This window comes from Klebsiella sp. CN_Kp100 (assembly GCF_040065315.1).
Classification (GTDB): domain Bacteria; phylum Pseudomonadota; class Gammaproteobacteria; order Enterobacterales; family Enterobacteriaceae; genus Klebsiella; species Klebsiella oxytoca.
This window is the reverse complement of sequence record NZ_JBEAIJ010000045.1, coordinates 61,093-79,555: the sequence shown is the minus strand read 5'-3', so window position 1 is coordinate 79,555 and position 18,463 is coordinate 61,093. Positions and strand designations below refer to the sequence as shown.

Here is an 18,463-nt window from a genome sequence, read left to right as displayed (position 1 = left end):
CTTTATCTTGTTTTTATAGAGGTAAGAGGAGCGGACTAGTCGCCTGCGACTGCCGCCTGTTTTCCGCGCCGTTTCTCAATTGCCCACTTGAGTAACGCCGCACAGCGATAAAATCCGTGGGCAAATTTTCCGTATGGCAGGGTTAAAAACAGCGCCATCACAACGCCGAGATGAATGGCGAGCAGGACGCCCATCCACGAGGTATCGCGCCCTGCCAGCAGGGCCAGTCCGGTCAGGCTGGTTAAAAACAGCAGCAGAATAAAGCCGCGATCCATCGGTTTTTGCCGCGCATCGCCGTGCAGCGGCGAGCGGCGCAGGTTTAGCCATAGCAAACCCGCCGGGCCGACCAGCAGGCCGATACCGCCGAGCGTGCCCAGTACAACCGGTACGCTGAAGAACGGGTAGGGGGCTTCCCAGCCGGCGATATAGTGATAACCCGTAGCCACCACGGTGGCGGCGAAACAGAGCAGAAAACCGTAGAAGGTAAAGTGATGGAAACGGCGGCGCATCAGGGTAAACGCGTCATCAGCCTCGTTGCAGCCTTTACCGTGCCCGCCGTCGAGATACTTCAGCGTGAGCGCATTATGCGAGGCTGTAGCGATGTCGATAGCCTGAGGCTGACCCGGTGAAATCTCGCGCCAGAAGCGGATCACCCCGCTCATCAGTAACCCTATGGCCAGAATGAAGACCGAGCCAAACATCCAGGCCAGCAGGTTATGGGGAAATATCCGGTAAAAATCGCCGGCCAGCGGTGGATGAAGCAGCGAGCCATTGAGCCCCATCGCCAATAGCAAAAAGAGGATCAAACCGGCGACCAGCGCCAGCACCGTGGTCACGCCGGCCCGACGGTAAAGGCTGCTGAAAGCCGCGGGTTGGGCATAGTGCTGATAGGTTTCCAGGCGGACTTCCGCCATCGCTTTCGGGACATTAATGGCAAACTCGTGCGGCAGAGCATACTGGCAGGCATGCAGGCAGGCGCCGCAGTTGTGGCACAGGTTGGCCAGGTAGTTAATATCCGCTTTACCAAAAGCCAGGCGCTGAGTCATGGCCGGAAACACGGCGCAAAACCCTTCGCAATAGCGGCAGGCGTTACAGACCTGCATCACCCGTTCAACTTCCGCTTCCGGCTCGGTGATGATCTGCGCGTCGATAATCAACTTTTCAAGCGACTTCATGATGTATCTCCTGCTGTGCCGCACGGGCGGCCTGCTGGCCGGCAATGCGGCCGAACGTCGTACCAATCGACATGCCTACGCCGGCGGTATAGCCTTTGCCCAACACGTTGCCGGCCATCATTTCGCCAGCAACGAACAGGTTACGGCTGGGTTTGCCCGCAAAATGGACGGCGGCGCATTCATTGACGTACAGTCCGAGGTAGGTGAAAGTGATCCCCGGGCGCAAGGCGTAACCGTAGTAAGGCGGCGAATCGATGGGCCGCGCCCAGTGGGTTTTCGGTGGGGTCAGGCCTGATGTTGCGCAGTTATCAAGGCAGGTATGATCGAACTGGCCCGGCACGCAGGCGGCGTTATAGTGCGCGATGGTTTGCGCCAGACGCGCCGCGTCCAGCCCCAGCTGGCGAGCCAGTTCTTCGATAGTATTGGCCTGGGCGCCGGGAAAAACCGGCGGCATAAAGTGACCGATCGCTTTGCTGTCGATAATTGAATAGCCGATTTGTCCCGGCTGGTGGGCGACCAGCCGCCCCCAGATGGCATAACGTTTGGGCCAGAAATCTTCCCCTTCATCATAAAAGCGCTCGGCGTCGCGGTTTACGACCACGCCCAGCGATACGCAGTCCACGCGGGTGCAGATCCCGCCATCATAGAGCGGTGCCCGGGCGTCTATGGCGACGCAGTGTGACTGCGAGGGATCGCCGATAACGTCAGCCCCGGCGTCGATCATATATTTCAGCAGCACGCCCTGGTTAAAGCGGGTTCCGCGGATGAGAAAGTTATCGGCTGGCCATTCGCCGCGATCGTTCTGTCCCCACGCTTCGCGCAGCCACTCGCGGTTAGACTCAAAGCCGCCGGCGGCGAGGACGCAGGTTTTTGCGGCAATCCTTTCTTCACCCGCCAGCGCGGCGACGAATTCGCCGTTATATAATTCGAGCGCCTGGACCGGGGTGTTGTAGCAGATCTGTACACCCATCTGCTCCGCGCTGCGGTAATAAGCATTTATAAGAGCCTTGCCGCCGCCCATGAAAAAGGCGTTGGTGCGGGCGACGTGCAGTGCGCCGGAGAGCGGCGGCTGAAAGTTAACTCCGTGCTGGCGCATCCAGTCCCGGCACTGTGATGAGGTACGGATCACCAGCCGCGCCAGCGCTTCGTTGGTATTACCCTCGGTGACGCGCAGCAGATCCTGCCAGTACTCTTCTTCCGGATAGCTGTCGACCAGCACATCCTGCGGAGCATCGTGCATACAGCGAAGGTTCCGCGTGTGCTGAGAGTTTCCGCCGCGCCATTCTTTCGGTGCGGCCTCCAGCAGCAGCACGGACGCGCCGGATTCCCGGGCGGTCAAGGCGGCGCATAGCGCAGCGTTGCCGCCGCCAATCACCAGTACATCCACCATTTTTGGCTCCATTACGGTTTGCTTTATTGTTAAATTTGTAATGGAAATGTATGCTCTCAGGGCAGCAGGACGCTATGGCGTATTGCTAAAGAGGGGTTTAGTGTGCGTAAAGGCTGGCGCCAGGCCAGCGGCCAGATTCGACCAGCTGACGCATGACTTTTGCCAGTATGACTCGCGCAGCGAGACCCGATGGGGTCAGTTCATCATCGGAAAGACTGACGAGAAAATTAGGCCGACTGAGTATCGGATTGTTGATGCCGATCACTCTCAGGGGCTCGCCGTCGAGATGAGAAATCGCTGCTCCCGGCTGCAAAGTGGCGCCGAGGCCGTCGCGCACGGCGCGCATTAGCAGGGCCAGACCGTCGATTTCAGCGACCACATCGACATTAAGCGCATGCTCCTGGCACATCGCCTCCAGCCTGCCGCGCAGCCCATGCCCCAGGCTTGGCATAATCAGCGGGACAGCGGACATCTGGTCCGGCGAGATGCTATCGTCGGGAAGGGGAGCCAGTACCTTATGGGTGCCAATCAGAAACAGACGCTCTTCAAGAATCGGCCTGGCGCTCCAGCGCACAAGCTTCTCCTTCTGGAACACGATCGCTAAATCGAGCTGACGGGTGTTGATCATGCGTTCAAGGTTGCCGGAGAGACTTTCTACCAGATGCAGGCGGACGTCGGCATAGCTTTCGCGCATCGCGTTAATAAAGGGTACGCCGAGCACAGAGGCGGTGCTGGGGGCCATGCCGACGCTGACGTGGCCAGATAGCCGCGCCTCGCGCGCAGCAAGAACCGCATCATCAGCGTGACGCAGCGCCAGCTGCGCCTGTGAATAGAAGGCGAGGCCAGCGCTGGTGGGCATTACGCCGCGAGACGTCCGTTGTAGTAGGCGAATGGCGAGTTCATTTTCCAGGCGCGCCATTTGTTGGCTAAGCGCGGAGACGCCGATATTCAGGTCAAGCGCGGCGCGGCCCATACTGCCGGTTTCAATAATGCGCACAAAATAGCGTAGCTGGCGAAGCTCCATAAGCACTCCGTATAAAGCAGGATGCACCGACAGTAAACGTATTCAGGCGCGAGAGGAAGAGGCGGCAGATGGCGGGCAAAAAAAAGCCAACCCGCAGGCTGGCTTTGGCTGATAAACGATGCGGTGATTATTTCTCTACCGCGTCGTGGGCATGTTCATCTTCGCGGCAGTCGCCTTCTGCACAGTGGCCGTACAGGTACAGACTGTGGTTGGTGAGGCGAATACCGTGTCTGGCGGCAATCTCACGCTGGCGCGCTTCGATGGAATCATCGCTAAACTCGATCACTTTGCCGCAGTCCAGGCAAATCAGATGATCGTGATGGTGCTGCTGCGTCAGTTCAAAAACGGATTTACCGCCTTCGAAATTATGACGGGTGACGATACCGGCGTCGTCAAACTGGTTCAGTACGCGGTAGACGGTGGCCAGGCCAATCTCTTCACCCATATCAATCAGGCGTTTGTATAAGTCTTCCGCACTGACATGATGGTTATCCGGTCCTTGCAGCACTTCCAGGATTTTTAATCTCGGAAGCGTCACTTTCAGGCCAGCTTTCTTTAATGCGGTATTGTTGTCAGTCATGCGGAATCTGTCCTGTTGCTAAACGATCTACTTCCATCAGCGGAAGTAATACAGAGAATCACCCGATGTAATGCGTCTCATTATAGAACTGCCATGGTGAAATGAAAACTGCAAGCATCGGGCCTTGTATGCTGTCAAAAACGAGGCACTCGCTACAAAGTGCTTCACGTGACCCCGTTAAATCAGAGGACATTGTACAGATATGTGATTAAAAGTTAAAAACTTGTAGCTATAACTTTGATTGCTTTTATCTATCAATTCGGCGAAATATGGTGATTACGCCGTTAGACTCAGGCATTCTTGATTTCTTCGAGGTGCAGCTCCTCGGAAATCTGTTTTACCCATTTTTCGACGCGTTCGTTAGTCAGTTCAGGCTGACGGTCTTCGTCGATAGCCAGACCCACAAAATGATCGTCATCGGCCAGGCCTTTAGAGGCTTCAAAATGGTAGCCAGCGGTCGGCCAATGGCCAACGATAGTTGCGCCGCGCGGTTCGATGATATCGCGAATGGTGCCCAGCGCATCGCAGAAGTATTCAGCATAGTCTTCCTGGTCGCCGCAGCCAAAGAGGGCTACCAGTTTGCCATTAAAATCGATCTCTTCCAGCGTCGGGAAGAAATCGTCCCAATCGCACTGGGCTTCACCGTAGTACCAGGTTGGGATGCCGAGCAGCAGGATATCGTGAGCTTCCAGATCCTCTTTGCTGCTTTTGGCAATGTCGTGAACATCAGCAACATCTTTACCAAGCTGCTTTTGAATCATTTTTGCAATATTTTCGGTGTTGCCGGTGTCGCTGCCAAAAAAGATGCCGATGATTGCCATGAGTAAAATAACCTCTTGAAACTTAATGATGTGGTAGTGGCGTAATGCCCGCAGATAGGGGCAATGATAGCAGAACTGAGAAGGGCGCGGAAACAGCAATCACGCCCAACTGCACACTCTGCTACATGAAAGCTTATTTTTTGAGGGTTTTAGGCTTTATCCTGGCCGCGCAGGGCTGCCAGCTGGGTCATCAGCATCTCTTCGATCAGATCGCTGCGGTTCATGTTACGGGCTTCGGCCAGCTCATTGAGCGCATCGACCGCATCGGCATTGAGCTTAAGCTCCACGCGCTTCAGGCCGCGGCTCTTGTCGCGTTTAAGCTGATTGCGTTTGTTGATGCGCAGCTGTTCATCGCGCGAAAGCGGATTCGTTTTCGGTCTTCCCGGCCGACGCTCAGTTGCGAACAAATCTAATGTCGTACGGTCCGTTTGTTCTTTTGCCATGATTCAGAGTGACTTCGGGGGAAACAAGCTATCGGGCATAGCCGACGCAGACAGCGCGCCATAATACATCAGGCGGCGGGCTGCGCCAACGGCCGCGGACATTAAGCCGCGCGGTCGAGTATATTTTAGGCAGTTACGCGGCGATAGAGGTCAAATAACGGCGAATGGCGCGGATCACAGCCTCCGGTTTTTCAGCATGCACCCAGTGTCCGGCGCCGGCGATAACGTGCGCCCGAGCTTCGGGAAACTGCGCCAGCAGCGCGTCACGACAGGCATCGGTCACGTAAGGGGAGTTGCCGCCGGGGATAAACTGCGCCGGATGCGGCCATGCCGGGACGGTTTGCCAGCCGACGATGTTGTCGTACTGCTCCCACAGCACCGGTACGTTAAAACGCCACTGGCCATCCACAAAGGATTTCAGCAGAAACTGAACCACGCCCTCTTCATTAAGGTGTTGACGCATGACCGTCGCTGCCTGCTGACGCGTAGCGGCGCCCGCATCGGTAACGGCGTTGATGGCAGCAAAAATTTCATCATGGCGGCGGACGTGATAATCCACCGGGGCGATATCAATAGCTACCAGGCCTGCGATGCGCTCTGGCGCCAGCGCGCTCAGCGCCATCACCGCTTTGCCGCCCATAGAGTGACCAATAAAGGTGGCTTTCTCAATCTGCGATTCATTGAGAGTATCAAGCAGATCCTCAGCCATCGCGGCGTAGGTCATCTCCGGCGCGCGCGGGGAGAGACCGTGGTTTCGCATGTCGACCTGCACCGTATCGTGATCGACAACCAGATCGCGGGCGAGGATCCCAAGGTTGTCCAGGCTGCCAAAAAGGCCGTGGACCAGGACGATAGGGGGATTATTGTGCTGATTCTGTGCAGATTGCGCTCGGCTATTTAATTTCATGGCAAAGTTCTTTTTTTCGCTCCGTCGGGTTAGGGTATTATGTTGAACATTCTGCCATCCGGCTGCAAGACCCGGAAGATTTCTGAGTTTTGCCGTCATCCTGGTTTGACGCTATCCGCGGTTGGGATTTGTCCCTATAATCCCGACAACTTGTATTCAGAAAAAGATATCGCACTGGATTAAGATGAAAACAATTGAAGTTGATGATGAACTCTATAGCTATATTGCCAGCCACACCAAGCATATTGGCGAGAGTGCATCCGACATTTTACGGCGCATGTTGAAGTTTTCCGCCGTTTCCCAGCCCGCCGCACCGGTAGCGAAAGCCGCTCCGGCACCGGCGCCAACGCCTGTCGTTGACGTGAAGCCCGCTAATCCTCTGAAGGATAAAGTTCGCGCGATGCGTGAGCTGCTGTTATCTGATGAGTATGCTGAACAAAAGCGCGCGGTAAACCGATTCATGCTGGTTCTGACTACCCTCTACACCTTAGACAGCAAAGCGTTTGCCGAGGCGACCGAGTCTCTGCACGGGCGCACTCGCGTCTATTTTGCTGAAGATGAGCGCACGCTGCAGAAAAACGGTAATCAGACTAAGCCTAAGCAGGTCCCCGGTACGCCGTGGTGGGTTATCACAAATACCAATACCGGTCGCAAATGCAGCATGATCGAACACATCATGCAGTCCATGCAGTTCCCTGCGGAATTGATCGAAAAGGTTTGCGGTACGATCTAGTCATTTAACTTTTGCACCAGAAGGATCAGGCAATGGCAATCGATAAGCGCGCAGGTCAACCTGCGCAACAGAGTGATTTGATTAACGTCGCCCAACTGACTGCCCAGTACTATGTGCTGAAGCCGGAAGTAGGCAATGCGGAACATGCGGTGAAGTTTGGCACCTCCGGCCATCGCGGCAGCGCGGCGCGCCATAACTTCAACGAGCAGCATATTCTGGCGATTGCCCAGGCAATTGCTGAAGACCGCGCGAAGAACGGGATCACCGGCCCATGCTACGTCGGGAAGGACACCCACGCGCTCTCCGAACCTGCCTTTATTTCCGTACTGGAAGTGCTGGCGGCGAACGGGGTTGACGTTATCGTGCAGGAAAACAACGGTTTCACCCCGACGCCGGCGATTTCCAATGCGATTCTGGTGCACAACAAAAAGGGCGGCCCGCTGGCTGACGGTATTGTTATTACGCCGTCCCACAACCCACCGGAAGACGGCGGTATCAAATACAACCCGCCGAACGGCGGCCCGGCTGATACCAACGTCACCAAAGTGGTCGAAAACCGCGCCAACGAACTGCTGGCTGCGGGTCTGCAGGGCGTGAAGCGTATGACGCTTGATGCGGCGCTGGCCTCCGGTCACGTCAAAGAGCAGGATCTGGTGCAGCCGTTTGTTGAGGGATTAGCGGATATCGTCGACATGGCGGCGATCCAGAAAGCCGGACTGACGCTGGGCGTCGATCCGCTGGGCGGCTCCGGTATCGAATACTGGAAGCGTATCGCCGAGCATTACAACCTAAACCTGACTATCGTGAATGACCACGTGGATCAGACTTTCCGCTTTATGCACCTCGATAAAGACGGCGCAATCCGCATGGACTGCTCCTCCGAGTGCGCGATGGCGGGCCTGCTGGCGCTGCGCGACAAGTTTGACCTGGCTTTCGCCAACGACCCGGATTACGACCGCCACGGTATCGTCACGCCGGCCGGGTTAATGAACCCGAACCACTACCTGGCGGTGGCGATTAACTACCTGTTCCAGCATCGCCCGCAGTGGGGCAAAGATGTTGCGGTGGGTAAAACCCTGGTCTCCTCGGCGATGATTGACCGCGTAGTCAACGATCTGGGCCGCAAGCTGGTGGAAGTACCGGTTGGCTTTAAGTGGTTCGTTGATGGCCTGTTCGACGGTAGCTTCGGCTTCGGCGGCGAAGAGAGCGCGGGGGCGTCGTTCCTGCGCTTTGACGGGACGCCGTGGTCCACTGACAAAGACGGCATCATCATGTGCCTGCTGGCGGCGGAAATCACCGCGGTGACCGGGAAAAACCCGCAGCAGCACTACGACGAGCTGGCAGAGCGCTTCGGCGCGCCAAGCTACAATCGTCTGCAGGCTTCCGCGACTTCAGCCCAGAAAGCGGCGCTGTCTAAGCTCTCTCCGGAAATGGTGAGCGCCAGCACCCTGGCAGGCGATCCGATTACCGCGCGTCTGACTGCGGCTCCGGGCAACGGGGCGGCGATTGGCGGTCTGAAAGTGATGACCGACAACGGCTGGTTCGCCGCGCGTCCGTCAGGTACCGAAGATGCCTACAAAATCTACTGTGAAAGCTTCCTCGGCGCTGAACACCGTCAGCAGATTGAAAAAGAAGCGGTGGAGATTGTCAGCGAAGTGCTGAAAAACGCCTAATCTCCCACATGATAATCAGGCCCGTTTCAGGGCCTGATTTTTTTCGCAAGGCAGCGATGAAACTGAAACGTAAACACGTCTTCCGGTTCTGGGGCGGGATGGATCTCTTTTATCTCATCCAGTTTCTCGGCTGGAATCTTTACCATCAGCGCCTGCCTTTCTACGACGACATCCTCTCTTATCACCAGCTTGTACCCACCCTTGGTCCCGCGGCCGCCTGGCTGTTCCCGCTGAATGTGCTGCTGATTGTCTCTATTCCCGTGTCGATGGTTCTCCTCTGGCGGCAGAGCCGCTATGCCCTGCGGTTGGCCTGTGCGCAAACGCCCCTGCGGCTGGCCTTTATGCTGCCCTCACTTTCGCTGGTGCTATGGGGCGCGCAGGTCCTGGGAGTTAAAGGCGCGGCTTTCTTTATCGCTCTGCTGCTGGTCTCTGAGGCGGCAAAATTGATGACGTTATGGCGATGGCGAAAGATTTAACTTTTCGCGTTATCTTCACGGGGCAGGGGTATCCGGTAACACGGTGACCGAATCGGGCATAAACGGGTATCAGGTCGTTGACCGGGTTTGCCCGTTTTGCCGAATTAACTACCGGAGCAGGTGAACAATCACGGCTAATTCTGCGATTTTAGTCACAAATTTCTCGTGATTAAAATGAAATTTCCCATATATATATGATCTACTTCAAATTAAAAAAAGCTAAAAGCTTGTTTTGATTTTGTATGATTTATGTCACTTACTGATATGGATGATTTTGTTATATTTATGTCATTAAATCCTGGATGCTTTCTTGAGAACTTATATGTTACAAGTTAAACGTCACTCATTAATTGTGGAATATGTCGTAGAAAAGGGATGTGCCAGAGTTAATGAGCTGTCGCGATTATTTGGTGTATCTCCGGAAACTATTCGACGTGATTTAACTGCGCTGGCCAGGAATAAGAAAATAGTGCGCAGCTTTGGCGGCGCAATGATTTCCGAAAATACGGCATCGTTTTTAGCTGCCGATATGCCGGCAAATAACGGAAACTTTGTCGATAAAGCCGAAGCCTTTATTAAGCGCACGAAAGAACAGCCAGAACGTAAGATGCGCATCGCCAAAGGTGCGCTGCAATTTATTCATGAGCATGAGTGCATCATTATGGATAATAGCAGCTCCTGCTGGTTTTTAGCCCGTCAGCTACCTGACATTGAATTGACCGTTATTACTAATTCTTTGAATATTATTCAAACCTTAGCCTGTCGCAAAAAAATAAGAATTGTCAGCGTTGGTGGTGAATATTCTGAGCGTCACGGTGACTTTCACGGTCCGGTTGCTGAGTTCATTATCAACAATTTTAAGGTCAATAAGCTGTTTTTTTCCTGTCAGGGCCTGGACTCCGGTCTGGAAATTAAAGACAGTAATGAAGTCAACGTCCGGCTAAAGCAAGAGATGCTGAAAGTTGCCGATCAAAAAATTCTGATGGTCGATAGCAGTAAATTTGAACGCTATTCGCTTTATAAAATATGCGATCTGGCGGATATTGATATCTTGATCACTAATGAGTTACCCGGCGATATCTATCGCCAGCATCAGGTACATATTGTAGAGACCAAATAAGGCTCTGAATAATAATCTAATTGCATCATCATTTAATCGCTCTGTACCAGTTGGAGGGGTATTGCATTAGCAATACTGTCCCTCTTCATTATTTATCCGAAAAAGAGGTTTACGATGGAACAATTACCTGAAGATATGAAAGCGGTTGTCTGCCACGGTCCCCAGGATTATCGCTTTGAGAAAATTCGCCGCCCAATCGCCAAAGAAAAGGAAGTGGTCATTAAGGTTGACGGCTGTGGAATATGCGCCGGTGATTGCAAGGCCCAGGACGGTGCGCCGATGTTCTGGGGTGATAATCCGTGGGTAAAAACGCCGGTAGTGCCCGGCCATGAGTTTTACGGTCGGGTTGCTGAATTAGGCCCGGGTTCCGCTGAAAAATATAAATTAAAAATTGGCGATCGCATTCTCGCTGAACAGATTGTTCCCTGCCATGAGTGCCGTTTCTGTAAAACCGGAAAATACTGGATGTGTGAAACCCATGATATTTACGGCTTCCAGAAAGATGTCGCCGATGGCGGTATGGCTGAATATATGCGTTTCTCCGAACGCGCGATTATTCATAAAATTCCTGAATCATTAAGTGAAGAAGATGCGGCGCTGATCGAACCTATGGCCTGTGCAATCCATACGGTACGCCGCGGGGATATCGAACTGGATGATGTGGTCGTTATCGCCGGCGCCGGGCCGCTGGGGCTGTGCATGGTGCAGGTCGCTCATCTTAAGACGCCGAAGAAACTGGTGGTCATCGATACCATGGAAGATCGCCTGGCGCTGGCTAAAGCGTTTGGCGCCGACGTGGTCATCAACGCGGCGAAAGAGGACGCCGTCGCCATCGTTAAATCCATGACGGACGGATACGGCTGCGACGTTTATATCGAAGCGACCGGCGCGCCTGTTGGCGTGACTCAGGGGCTGGAGATGATACGCAAGCTGGGGCGCTTCGTTGAATTTAGCGTGTTTGGGAAAGAAACCACCGCCGACTGGTCGATCATCGGCGACCGCAAAGAGCTCGATATTCGCGGTGCGCATCTCGGCCCCTATAGCTATGAAATCGCTATCGATCTTTTTGAGCGTGGCCTCTTGACCGCCAAAGGCGTGGTAACGCATTTCTATTCTATCGATGAGTGGAAAGCCGCTTTTGAGATGGCCAAATCGCTGGATTCCATCAAGGTCGTTATCAAGCCATAAATTTATCATCATTCACTCGCGTCATTTATATTTATTGTTCTGCACTTTCATAAATGGCTGCTAAATCAATACTGGATTTCTTCAATCATGGGGATTGCTGAGATAAATGTCGGTAGCCTCTGCTAATTACCAGTGGTGAATTTATTGCTCAGTAAATCAGGCAACATTAGTACCATGAAAACGCTGCTGAATAATTTATATTCCGCAGCGCACAACTCAATAAGGAGATATTGAATGCCTGTTAAATTTAATACCAAAGCATTACTCTCAGGACTTCTGGCTATGAGCATGGTCGCCTGCGTTAATGCTAAACCTTTGACTATCGGCATGTCCTTCCAGGAATTAAACAACGAATATTTCGTGACCATGAAAGAGTCACTTGAACAGTCGGCAAAAGATATTAACGCCACCGTCTATACTGCGGATGCGGCGCATGATGTCTCCAAGCAGATTAGCGATGTTGAGGATATGCTGCAAAAGAAAATTGATATTTTGCTGATTAACCCGGCAGATAGCGTTGGCGCGGAAACCGCCGTCCTGGCCGCCAAAAAAGCCGGCGTGGTGGTGGTGGCGATAGATGCTCAGGCTAACGGTCCGATTGATTCTTTTGTGGGTTCAAAAAACTATGATGCGGGCTTTATTGCCGGAGAGCATTTAGCCAAAGCGCTGGGAGATAAAGGCAACGTGGCGATTCTCGACGGAATTCCGGTGGTGCCTATTCTGGAGCGTGTGCGCGGCTTTGAAGATGCGATGAAAAAGCATCCCAATATTAAAGTGCTTACCAAACTGAATGGTAAACAAGAGCGCGATACCTCCATGAGCGTGACGGAAAATATGCTGCAATCCAACCCGACGCTCAACGGTATTTTCAGCGTCAATGATGTTGGCTCACTCGGTGCCCTGGCGGCTATTCAGTCATCTGGACGCGATGTCAAGCTGGTCAGCGTCGATGGATCTCCGGAAGCGGTGGCTGAAATTGCCAAAGGTAATACGCCGTTTATTGCTACCGCAGCACAGTTCCCGCGCGATCAGCTGCGTATTGGCTTAGGTATTGCCCTGGCAAAACACTGGGGGGCGAATATTCCTAAAGAGATTCCTGTTGATGTGAAGCTTATCGATAAAAACAACGCCAAAGATTTCCACTGGTAATCGCGTTATTACGCCACAGCGGCTCTCGCTTATTCAGGTGAGCCGTGCCGGATTCTTATTAAAGTATGGCTCGCTATTTTATCGAGCCATTATGGAGCGATGTTTATGCCCAGCTTACTGGAAGTCAAAAACGTCAGTAAAAGCTTCCCCGGAGTCAAGGCGCTGGATAATGTTAATATCACCCTTGCTCGTGGAGAAGTTCACGCTTTATTAGGTGAAAACGGCGCGGGTAAATCGACGCTGATGAAAATCCTGTGCGGGATCTATCAACCTGACGCCGGTAATATTTATATTGATGGTAAGCAGCAGCATTTTCATAACTATCGCGATGCGATTGCCTGCGGCGTAGGGATTATCTTTCAGGAGTTTTCTCTTATTCCCTATCTGAACGCTTATGAGAATATTTTCCTTAATCGTGAAAAGGTAAATCGTTTTGGCCTGTTAGATCGTAAAGCGATGCGTCGGGAGGCGTTACGCATTTTTAAAGAGCTTGGCGTCACGCTCGATCCCGACGAGCAAATCTGCCATCTCAGCGTCGCCGAGCAGCAATTCGTGGAAATTGCCAAAGCGCTGTCGCTGGATGCGCGAATTCTCATTCTGGACGAACCCACCGCGACCCTGACTCCTGGCGAGGCGGAACATCTTTTCCGCGTGATGCGCGATTTAAAGGCCAAAGGCGTCGGCATGTTCTTTATCTCGCATCATCTGGAGGAGATATATGAAATCTGCGATAGCCTGAGTATTCTGCGCGACGGCAAATATATCGGATCGGCAAAGGTCGACAATATCGATATCGCAGAGATGATCCAGATGATGGTCGGCCGTGAGGTGGAGAACATCTATCCCGAGCGGCGGACGCTGGCGCATGATGAAATACTGCTGGAGGCGGAAATTCAGCTGACCGAAAGTAGTCAGGTTAATCGGCTGACGTTGCGCAAAGGGGAGATTTTAGGCCTTGCCGGGCTGGTGGGGTCGGGGCGTTCCGAAGCGATTCTGGCTCTGACCGGCGCGGATAAATGCTACAAAAAACGCGTCCGTCTGGCCGGAAAAGAGGTGACGATAAATTCAACCGATCGGGCTCTGCGTCTGGGGATCGGCCTGTTGCCGGAAAGCCGCAAAACGCAAGGACTGGTACTGCCTTTTTCGGTCAAAGACAATATCTGGCTTAACAAACACGCCTGCCAGTTCTCGCTAATCCGCGATGACGAAGAGCGCCTGACCGCCGAGCGTTTAATTAGCCACGTTGGTGTGAAAACGCCAGATGCCGGGACCGCGGTGGGGACATTGAGCGGCGGTAACCAGCAGAAAGTCGTTATTTCTCGTTGGTTAAATCATGACGTCAATATTCTTATTTTTGACGAGCCCACTCGCGGTATTGATGTCGGAGCAAAATCAGAAATCTACCAGATTATGCGCGACCTCACCGCCCAGGGGATTGCGATAATTATGATTTCATCTGAGCTTCCAGAGGTCATAGGCGTCAGCGACCGGGTGATGGTTTTTCGCGACGGTAATATCGTAGCGGAGCTTGAGAACGACCAAATTAATTCCACCGTCATTATGCTGCATGCTGCCGGTAATATTATTTAGGGAGTATTAAATGAGTAATGAAAACGTATCATTAGCGCCAGCCGTGTCTCCTGATAAAAATAAAAAGATGCTGCATAGTTTATTAAAAATGCCTGCATTCCTGCCGTTCGTTGGTCTGGTACTTCTGTTTTCCTGTATGGCCATTTTTAATGACTACTTCTTAACGGTTGATAACTTATCTACCGTCGCCCGTCAGGTCTCGATCAATGCCATCATCGCCATCGGAATGACCTTTGCCATCCTGACCGGCGGGATCGACCTCTCCGTCGGCGCGGTCATGGCCCTGGCCGGTACGCTGATGGCGGGATTAATGAAGTACTATGGTTTAGACCCGTGGTTAGCCATTCTTATCGGCCTGGGTTCCGGCGTCGCCTTTGGCGCGCTGAACGGCTTTTTAACCGCCTACGGCAAAATGCCGCCGATTATCGTAACCCTCGGCGCGATGATTATTGCGAAGGGGCTGGCACTGATCTATACCGGCGGCTATCCCATCTCCGGCTTACCGGATTCATTCGCTTTTTGGGGCCGTGAATATCTGTTCGGTATTCAGGTACCTATTATTCTGATGGTGGTTTTATATTTCATCTTTTATATCGTGCTGAATCATATGCCGTTTGGCCGCTATGTTTATTCTCTTGGCGGCAATGAAGAAGCGGCGCGCCTGAGCGGACTGCGGGTTAAATATTATAAATTGCTGGTTTATGTGATCAGCGGTTTTACCGCCAGTTTTGCCGGTCTTATTTTTACCTCACGGGTGATGAGCGGTCAGCCTAATGCGGGCGTCGGTTTTGAACTGGATGCTATTGCCGCCGTGGTGCTCGGCGGGGCATCGATTGCCGGTGGGCGCGGAATGATTATTGGCACGCTGATCGGCGCCATGATGCTCGGCGTACTGAATAATGGATTAAACCTGTTAGGGATCTCACCTTACGTTCAGTACGTGGTGAAAGGGCTTATTATTTGGGGCGCCACCTTTATTAGCTCAGCCAGACGTTAATTTATATTAATTATGGGACGAAGGGATATGAATTTTATCGGAGTGGATATCGGTGGTACGGTCACCAAAGCCGGGATATATACTGAGTGCGGGCAGGAGATCCACGTGGCTTCGCAATATGCTCAGGTATTATCCGAACAGCCGGGTTTTACCGAGCGGAACATGCATGAGCTATGGGATACCGTTTGCAGCGTAATAAAAAAAGCGCTGTTTGAAAGCCAGGTGCCAGCGTTAAGTATTGGCGGGATCGGCTTCTCCTCGCACGGCAAAGGGCTGTACGCGATTGATAAAAAAGGCGAGCCGGTGCGCAACGGAATTATCTCATCCGATACCCGGGCGCTGGCGTTCGTCAAAAAATGGTACCGCGAAGGGGTCGATAAACTGGCCTATCCCAAAGGGCTGCAGCAGTTGTGGACCGGGCACCCGGTATCGCTGCTGGCGTGGTTAAAAGCACATGAGCCCGCCAACTACGACAGAATCGACGCCGTTTTAATGGTGCACGACTACATTCGCTTTCGTCTGACCGGCGAGGCGACGGCGGAAATTACCAATATTTCCGGCAGCAATTTTTATAACCAGCTTTCCTCCCGCTACGACCGCGACATGATGGCGCTGTTCGGCATTGAGGAAGTGGCGGATAAGACCGCGCCGGTGGTCAACTCGACGGACTGCGTGGGCCACATTACCCTGCAGGCCTCGCTGGACTGCGGATTATGTCCCGGAACGCCGGTATTCGGCGGCTTTTTCGACGTGGTGGCCTCCGCCGTCTCATCGGGCATTGACCGGGCGGATACCCTGAGCGCAGTGGCCGGTACATGGAGTATCGCCACCTCGGTGACGGACAGCATTATTGCCAGCGACTATCCCTACATTTGGGGAAAATACTGCATTCCGGGCAAATATTTTGTTCATGAGGGCAGCCCCACTTCGGCGAGCAATCTCTCCTGGTTTGTGAAACAGTTTTTCCCTGACGATGACCGCTGCTACGACCATTTCGAAAGCTGGATTGCGCAAGAGACCGACAGCAACCTGATTTTTTTACCTTATCTGTTCGGTTCCAATCTGGCGATGGATCTGCCGGGTGCGCTGGTAGGTCTGGCGGGACATCATACGAAAAAGGATATTATTGCGGCCATCTACCGCGGGATCGTTTTTTCTCACCTGATACATCAGGACCGCATTATTGAACTCAATCGGGGTATTGAAAAAATTCGCTTTACCGGCGGGCCGAGCCAGTCGAGAGGCTGGACCCAGATGTACGCCGACGCGGCCAATCTTCCTCTGGAAGTCGTGGACATCGAACAGGCGGGATGTCGAGCCGCCGCGCTGTGCGCAGCCGCCGGCAGCGGAGCCTACGCCAACTTCAGCGAAGCGATAGCGGCCACGCAGCCCGAGGTGGTCAGTTATCAACCGGACGGCAAGCGGCATCAGCAGCTGCGCGAAGGTTATGCCCGTTACGTAGAGGTCGCGCAAAGCCTCTCCAGGGCAACGGGGGCGGCGCAATGAAACCGAGACTTGGTATCTACGAAAAAGCGCTTCCCGCTGCGCTGGACTGGCCGAAACGCTTCGAAATGGCGGCTGGCCTGGAGTTTGATTTTATCGAAATCTCCGTTGATGAGAGTCCTGAACGCCAGGCCAGGCTGCGCTGGAACCGTGGACAGCGGCTGGCATTTGTGGCCGACAAAATTAACAGCGGTATCGATGTGCCGAGCATGTGCCTCTCCGCGCACCGCAGCCATCCCTTTGGTAGCGTCAATCGCGAGACCCGGCTCAAGGCGCGGGAACTGATGCTTGATGCGCTGGATTTTGCCAGCCACGTCGGTATTCGCAACATCCAGCTGGCAGGCTATGACGTCTATTACGAATCCTCTTCGGCGCAGACCCGGGAATACTTTATTGAGGGCATCAACTGGGCGGTAGCCGAAGCGGCGAAAGCGCAGGTGATGCTGTCGATGGAGATTATGGATACCGCCTTTATGAGCAATATCTCCCGCTGGCTGGATCTCGAAAGGAAGGTCTGTAGTCCGTGGTTTTGCGTCTATCCGGACGTCGGCAACTTAAGCGCATGGCAAAACGATGTTCCCGAAGAGTTGAGTAAGGGAATTCATAAAATCACCGCCATTCATTTGAAGGATACGCAGCCGGTGTCCCACGCTTCGCTGGGGCAGTTTCGCGATGTGCCATTCGGTACCGGCTGCGTCGATTTCACGGAGATATTTCGTACGCTCTCGGCGCTGAACTATCGCGGCGCCTGGCTGATTGAGATGTGGGCCAAAAACGACGGGCTGGATAGCGAGAGAATCGCCGACGCTAAAGCGTGGCTAACGGATAAATACCAGCAGACATTTCGTCCACCGCACTATGAAGGCATTGTGAATTCAGGAGTGAAGTATGTTGGATAACCTCAAGCAGGCGGTTCTTGATGCCAATCTGGCGCTGCCGAAATTTAATCTCGTGACCTTTACCTGGGGCAACGTCAGCGGCATCGATCGCGACGCCGGGCTGGTGGTGATCAAACCCTCCGGCGTGGAATACGCCGTGATGACCGCTGACGATATGGTGGTGGTGGAGCTGGCGACCGGCAGCGTGGTGGAGGGACGCTATAAGCCCTCGTCGGATACGCCGACCCATCTCGAGCTGTATAAGGCATTCAGCGGCGTGGGCGGAATTGTGCATACCCATTCGCGCCATGCGACGATTTGGGCGCAGTCGGGGAGGTCGCTGCTGGCGATGGGCACCACCCATGCCGACTATTTTTATGGGCCGATCCCGTGTACCCGTCCCCTTAGCGATGATGAAATCCGCAGTGATTATGAAACCAATACCGGTCACGTGATTATCGAAACGCTGGGCGCGCAGCATACCGATCCACTCAGCGTGCCCGCCGCGCTGGTTCACGGCCACGGCCCATTTGCATGGGGAAAAGATCCGGCGAACGCAGTGCATAATGCCGTGGTGCTGGAAGAGATTGCCTATATGAATATGTGGACCCGCCAGTTAAGCGCTGACGAACAGCCGGTCTCTGCGACCCTGCTGGATAAACACTATTTGCGTAAACACGGCGCGGGGGCCTACTACGGGCAGTAATTGTCTGCATTCCCCGGATGGCGGCGTAAACGCCTTATCCGGGCTACCGGTCCGCAGTCGACGGTGAACCCGTAGCCCGGTCAGCGCAGCGCCACCGCGATGAAACAGCG

Annotated in this window: 18 protein-coding genes; 11 read left to right on the top strand and 7 right to left on the bottom strand. The window is 53.6% G+C overall.

Translation table 11 applies throughout. The features are described 5' to 3' along the window. Positions 1-35: 35 nt before the first annotated feature. The 7 genes from tcuB to ybfF form a co-directional block, all read right to left on the bottom strand. On the bottom strand, positions 36-1,175 hold the full coding sequence (gene tcuB, locus ABLV12_RS20860; RefSeq protein ID WP_064397464.1) for a tricarballylate utilization 4Fe-4S protein TcuB: 1,140 nt from the start codon (positions 1,173-1,175) through the stop codon (positions 36-38). Next, positions 1,162-2,565 carry an FAD-dependent tricarballylate dehydrogenase TcuA gene (gene tcuA, locus ABLV12_RS20855; protein ID WP_064397466.1) on the bottom strand — a complete coding sequence of 468 codons (1,404 nt, stop codon included), beginning with the start codon at positions 2,563-2,565 and terminating at the stop codon, positions 1,162-1,164. The genes tcuB and tcuA overlap by 14 nt, the downstream gene beginning before the upstream one ends. 97 nt (positions 2,566-2,662) lie before the next feature. Beyond that, positions 2,663-3,589 (bottom strand): tricarballylate utilization LysR family transcriptional regulator TcuR, encoded by a 927-nt coding sequence (gene tcuR / locus ABLV12_RS20850; protein WP_160887577.1) that lies wholly within the window; start codon positions 3,587-3,589, stop codon positions 2,663-2,665. A 127-nt stretch (positions 3,590-3,716) separates the two neighbouring features. Beyond that, positions 3,717-4,169, bottom strand: coding sequence for a ferric iron uptake transcriptional regulator (fur, locus tag ABLV12_RS20845; RefSeq protein ID WP_004100233.1), 453 nt, complete (start codon positions 4,167-4,169; stop codon positions 3,717-3,719). Positions 4,170-4,459: 290 nt separating this feature from the next. After that, entirely contained in the window at positions 4,460-4,990 is a 531-nt protein-coding gene (gene fldA / locus ABLV12_RS20840; protein ID WP_004100234.1) for a flavodoxin FldA, read from the bottom strand. Positions 4,991-5,139: 149 nt separating this feature from the next. Then, positions 5,140-5,433: a LexA regulated protein gene (gene ybfE / locus ABLV12_RS20835; protein ID WP_004100235.1), complete on the bottom strand. Its 294-nt coding sequence runs from the start codon at positions 5,431-5,433 to the stop codon at positions 5,140-5,142. Positions 5,434-5,566: 133 nt separating this feature from the next. Next, a complete protein-coding gene (ybfF, locus tag ABLV12_RS20830) occupies positions 5,567-6,340 on the bottom strand; it encodes an esterase (protein WP_004100236.1) in 774 nt (257 codons plus the stop codon). Between the two features lie 184 nt (positions 6,341-6,524). Between ybfF and seqA the strand changes: the two genes are divergently transcribed. The 11 genes from seqA to araD all read left to right on the top strand — a co-directional run bounded on the left by seqA (position 6,525) and on the right by araD (position 18,353). Beyond that, on the top strand, positions 6,525-7,073 hold the full coding sequence (gene seqA / locus ABLV12_RS20825) for a replication initiation negative regulator SeqA (protein ID WP_004111417.1): 549 nt from the start codon (positions 6,525-6,527) through the stop codon (positions 7,071-7,073). Positions 7,074-7,105: 32 nt separating this feature from the next. Beyond that, a complete protein-coding gene (gene pgm, locus ABLV12_RS20820) occupies positions 7,106-8,746 on the top strand; it encodes a phosphoglucomutase (alpha-D-glucose-1,6-bisphosphate-dependent) (RefSeq protein ID WP_024273919.1) in 1,641 nt (546 codons plus the stop codon). Positions 8,747-8,802: 56 nt separating this feature from the next. Further along, positions 8,803-9,222: a hypothetical protein gene (locus ABLV12_RS20815; protein WP_064397470.1), complete on the top strand. Its 420-nt coding sequence runs from the start codon at positions 8,803-8,805 to the stop codon at positions 9,220-9,222. A gap of 322 nt (positions 9,223-9,544) precedes the next feature. After that, complete coding sequence (locus tag ABLV12_RS20810) at positions 9,545-10,342, top strand: DeoR/GlpR family DNA-binding transcription regulator (RefSeq protein WP_004100245.1); 798 nt, start codon at positions 9,545-9,547, stop codon at positions 10,340-10,342. Between the two features lie 114 nt (positions 10,343-10,456). Then, on the top strand, positions 10,457-11,530 hold the full coding sequence (locus ABLV12_RS20805; protein WP_004100247.1) for an erythritol/L-threitol dehydrogenase: 1,074 nt from the start codon (positions 10,457-10,459) through the stop codon (positions 11,528-11,530). A 282-nt stretch (positions 11,531-11,812) separates the two neighbouring features. Further along, positions 11,813-12,679, top strand: a complete 867-nt coding sequence (locus ABLV12_RS20800; protein ID WP_049595825.1) for an ABC transporter substrate-binding protein — start codon at positions 11,813-11,815, stop codon at positions 12,677-12,679. 105 nt (positions 12,680-12,784) lie between these two features. Further along, positions 12,785-14,269, top strand: a complete 1,485-nt coding sequence (locus ABLV12_RS20795) for a sugar ABC transporter ATP-binding protein (protein WP_064372318.1) — start codon at positions 12,785-12,787, stop codon at positions 14,267-14,269. Positions 14,270-14,336: 67 nt separating this feature from the next. Then, complete coding sequence (locus ABLV12_RS20790) at positions 14,337-15,266, top strand: ABC transporter permease (protein ID WP_047721089.1); 930 nt, start codon at positions 14,337-14,339, stop codon at positions 15,264-15,266. A gap of 27 nt (positions 15,267-15,293) precedes the next feature. Continuing rightward, positions 15,294-16,772: an FGGY-family carbohydrate kinase gene (locus ABLV12_RS20785; RefSeq protein WP_004100253.1), complete on the top strand. Its 1,479-nt coding sequence runs from the start codon at positions 15,294-15,296 to the stop codon at positions 16,770-16,772. Further along, on the top strand, positions 16,769-17,668 hold the full coding sequence (locus ABLV12_RS20780; RefSeq protein ID WP_004100254.1) for an L-ribulose-5-phosphate 3-epimerase: 900 nt from the start codon (positions 16,769-16,771) through the stop codon (positions 17,666-17,668). The genes ABLV12_RS20785 and ABLV12_RS20780 overlap by 4 nt, the downstream gene beginning before the upstream one ends. Continuing rightward, positions 17,658-18,353 carry an L-ribulose-5-phosphate 4-epimerase gene (gene araD, locus ABLV12_RS20775; RefSeq protein ID WP_004100255.1) on the top strand — a complete coding sequence of 232 codons (696 nt, stop codon included), beginning with the start codon at positions 17,658-17,660 and terminating at the stop codon, positions 18,351-18,353. Before ABLV12_RS20780 ends, araD begins: the two co-directional genes overlap by 11 nt. The last annotated feature ends 110 nt before the right edge of the window (positions 18,354-18,463 follow it).